Origin of the sequence: Arthrobacter sp. ZBG10 (genome assembly GCF_001238605.1) — a bacterium.
GTDB lineage: Bacteria > Actinomycetota > Actinomycetes > Actinomycetales > Micrococcaceae > Arthrobacter.
The window spans coordinates 1-3,016 of sequence record NZ_LFQH01000090.1 but is presented as its reverse complement, the minus strand read 5'-3'; the positions used below and the strand labels follow the sequence as shown (position 1 = coordinate 3,016).

Here is a 3,016-nt window from a genome sequence, read left to right as displayed (position 1 = left end):
TGAGTATGTCAACTCGATTCAGGACCGCTGAGACGGTTTGATTCAGGACCACCCACGAGTCGCTGTCCGGGCGCATGCAAGAGCAATTCCACTGTGGGAATCCTAAAAATAGGACAGTATCTTGCGTTTCGCGATTTACACTCGGATGACTTTCTTCACCTCAGGAGTTGAGATGCGGTATCAAGATCCGTCGTGGTGGCAAATAGGGTTGCTGTATCTGATCTGCGGAACAATCTTCTGGCCCCCGCTGTCCACGAATCGCATGATCATGGGGATTGTTTTCGTCGCCATCGTGACCGTCCTCGTGATCCTCAAGATCATCCGCGGTCGCTCATCTACCAGGACACCTGGCCCTCCTCGTTCCTAGTCCGTTGGCCCGCCCCGGTTAGCCTGCGGTTGTTGAGCGAGGGTGTGGGCGAGGCGGTAGGAGTCGGTGCCGGTTTCGATGATGGCGCCATTGAAGGTGAGCCTGTCCACGATGGCGGCGCAGAGACGCGGGTCGGTGAAGGTCTTGGTCCAGCCTGAGAAGGATTCGTTGGAAGCGATGGCAATGGAGTTCTTCTCTTCCCTTTCGGTGAGGACCTGGAAGAGGAGTTCGGCGCCGCGCCGGTCCAGTTCCATATAACCGAGCTCATCGATGCAGAGCAGGTCGACGCGGCCGTAGCGAGCGATGGTCTTGGCCAGCATCTTTTCGTCGGCGGCTTCGACGAGTTCGTTTACGAGCCTGGTAGCCAGGGTGTACTTGACCCGGTATCCCTTCTCCGCCGCGGCGGTGCCGAGGCCGATGAGTAGGTGGGATTTGCCGGTTCCGGAGTCCCCGATCAGGCAGAGAGGTGCACCTTTACGGATCCAGTCCCCGGTCGCGAGCGTGTGGATGGTGGCGGGGTTGATGTTCGGGTTTGCGTCGAAATCGAAATCCCCGAGCCATTTGTCCCGCGGAAAGTTCGCTGCTTTTACCCGGCGGATCGAGGAGCGCCGGTCCCGGTCATCACATTCCGCCAGCAACAGTTCGGCCAAAAAGCCCTGATAGGTCAGTTGTTCCTTGCCTGCGACGGTCAGGGCTTCGTCCAGGACCGCCCGGATGGTTGGCAGGCGTAGCCGGCGGCAGGCTTGGTCCACGGCAGCGACGGCGGCCTGCTCGGTGAGGCCGCGCCGCCGGCGCAGGGTAGGGGTAATGGTGGTGGCCGGTGCGGTGGGACTCATGAGATGTTTTCCTTCGACGCGGTTCCTTCGGGTTCTTGGGTGCGTTTGGCCAGCAGCTCGTCATAGGCACTGATCGAGGGCACGGGTCGGGTGTCGGGAGGGAGCCCGGCGATGACGGCGGCCGGGTCCATGAGCCGGCGCTGGGTCAGGCTGACAACACGGTGCACATTCACGTCTTCTCGAGCACCGGGATGACGGTCCGAACCGGACCCACCCACGGAAGAAGTCGTTGCGTGTCTGCGGGCCTCGACCGCTACGACGTCGGCGCTGACAGCACCCACCTCCAGCGCCGCAGTGATCCCGGCCTGGATGTCGCCGGCGGTCATCGAGCGGTGGAGCAGCAGGACGTCGATAAGTTCACGGGTCCCATCGGCGTCGCCGTTGACCCGGCGGGAGGCAGCCCAGAACGCCTCATGGGCGCTGGTGAACGCCCCGGACTCCCGCGCCCGGGCCAAGGCCGTGGAACCGGGCAGGGCGCCCGGTTTGGTTTTGAGGACCTCCAGGTAGTGATCCAGCTGGACTGACTGCCCGTGTTTGGCGGCGATCCGCTGATGCCTGGCTGCCACGGCCCGGCCGTCGAACACCACAACCTCGGACGCCCGCAAGGATACCCGGACTTTCCGGCCGATGAACCGTGCCGGGACGGAATACTTCACCATCCGCACCGTGATCAGCGAGGACCTGTCTACCCGCGGCGTGAGCGTCAGGCCCGGATCAAAGACCTCTCCCGGCAACGGTCCCAGGAACGGCCGTTCGGCGGCGAAGTCCTGGCCGATGGTGCGGATCCTGTCATTGATCCGCCGTCGATCGTCCTTGGCCTCCCAAGCCCGAATCCGTTCGTTGAGCTCGTCCAGGGACTCCGTGACGGGCATGGGCGAGAGTCTGTTCCGCCGGAACCAGCCAACCTCTCCTTCAACCCCGCCTTTTTCGTGGGCTCCGTCTATCCCGGGCTGGCAGTAGAAGGCATCGAAGCAATAGTGCGAGCGGAACAGCAACCATCTGTCATTCTCCAGGCGCTCCCGGCCCTGCCCGAACACCACCGCGGTCACCGCGCTGGTGAGGTTGTCATAGCGGATGTGTTTTGTCGGGATGCCGCCCAAGACCTGGAACGCTTCAAGATGTCCCTCGAGGAAAGCTTCTTGGGCCTGGGTCGGGTAAATCCGATGGATGGCCTTGCCCGAGTGCGAAAGACGGAAAACGAACATATGGCATTTCGTCTTCACACCGTCCAGGACGACCCAGACTTCACCGAAGTCCACCTCCGCCTCCGCGCCCGGGGCATGTTCTTGGGGCACGAACACCTCCACCCGGCGGCCGGCTTCCACATCGATCTGGGCCCGGCGCACCCGCACGTAGTCACGAACGGTCGAATACGACAGCTCCTCCGCTCCGTGCTCCTCAAGAAGCCGGGCCAGGATCCTCCTAGCGGTGTGGCGCTGCTTTCGCGGCGCGGTCGTGTCCTCGTTCAGCATGGCATCGATCGCGGGCTTGAACAGGTCCAGCCGGGGCGAAGACCTCGCGGGCGTCTTCCGCGACGGTGGGACAGGGTCGGACAAGGCCTGTCGGACTGTGTCCCTGCCGATGTGGTACCGCTTTGCCAGCCCACGGATCGACAAGCCCTCAACGCGGGCGTCTCTGCGGATCTTGGCAAACAGCTCCATGCGCACCCTCATCCGGACCTCCAAATGCTCGCTTTCATCAGATGAAAACAACACTGGAGTGGTCCTGACTCAAACCGTCACAAGCAACCGGCGAGTCGTGGGTGGTCCTGATTCAAGCCGTCACACCGGTCCTGAATCAAACTGCCATATTC

General features: G+C 62.6%; 2 protein-coding genes. Both read right to left on the bottom strand.

Features of this window, described 5'->3' with window-relative positions; genetic code table 11:
• Positions 1-363 precede the first annotated feature (363 nt).
• Positions 364-1,203, bottom strand: a complete 840-nt coding sequence (gene istB / locus ACU18_RS17900) for an IS21-like element helper ATPase IstB (RefSeq protein ID WP_050687830.1) — start codon at positions 1,201-1,203, stop codon at positions 364-366.
• Positions 1,200-2,876 (bottom strand): IS21 family transposase, encoded by a 1,677-nt coding sequence (istA, locus tag ACU18_RS17895; RefSeq protein ID WP_050687831.1) that lies wholly within the window; start codon positions 2,874-2,876, stop codon positions 1,200-1,202. The genes istB and istA overlap by 4 nt, the downstream gene beginning before the upstream one ends.
• Between the last annotated feature and the right edge of the window lie 140 nt (positions 2,877-3,016).